This is a genomic window from Duganella sp. BJB476 (assembly GCF_003416895.1).
Classification (GTDB): domain Bacteria; phylum Pseudomonadota; class Gammaproteobacteria; order Burkholderiales; family Burkholderiaceae_D; genus Rugamonas.
Genome location: NZ_QVIO01000028.1, coordinates 1 through 827 on the forward strand (window position 1 = coordinate 1; position 827 = coordinate 827).

1 rRNA gene is annotated in these 827 nt (G+C 50.8%); it reads right to left on the reverse strand.

Annotated features, from left to right (window positions below):
- Positions 1 to 827: ribosomal RNA gene (locus tag D0T21_RS31490) — 23S ribosomal RNA — on the reverse strand; the annotation flags it as partial.

Sequence of the window (827 nt, forward strand, 5' to 3'; positions counted from 1 at the left end):
CGCATATCCGCAGCTTCGGTGACTGGCTTAGCCCCGTTACATCTTCCGCGCAGGACGACTCGATCAGTGAGCTATTACGCTTTCTTTAAATGATGGCTGCTTCTAAGCCAACATCCTGACTGTTTTAGCCTTCCCACTTCGTTTTCCACTTAGCCAATCTTTGGGACCTTAGCTGGCGGTCTGGGTTGTTTCCCTCTTGACGCCGGACGTTAGCACCCGACGTCTGTCTCCCAAGCTCGCACTCATCGGTATTCGGAGTTTGCAATGGTTTGGTAAGTCGCGATGACCCCCTAGCCATAACAGTGCTCTACCCCCGATGGTGATACTTGAGGCACTACCTAAATAGTTTTCGGAGAGAACCAGCTATTTCCAAGTTTGTTTAGCCTTTCACCCCTACCCACAGCTCATCCCCTAATTTTTCAACATTAGTGGGTTCGGACCTCCAGTGCGTGTTACCGCACCTTCATCCTGGCCATGAGTAGATCACTTGGTTTCGGGTCTACACCCAGCGACTATCGCCCTGTTCGGACTCGATTTCTCTACGGCTTCCCTATATGGTTAACCTTGCCACTGAATGTAAGTCGCTGACCCATTATACAAAAGGTACGCAGTCACGGAACAAGTCCGCTCCTACTGTTTGTATGCACACGGTTTCAGGATCTATTTCACTCCCCTCCCGGGGTTCTTTTCGCCTTTCCCTCACGGTACTGGTTCACTATCGGTCGATTACGAGTATTTAGCCTTGGAGGATGGTCCCCCCATATTCAGACAGGATTTCTCGTGTCCCGCCCTACTTGTCGCACGCTTAGTTCCACACATCGCATTTC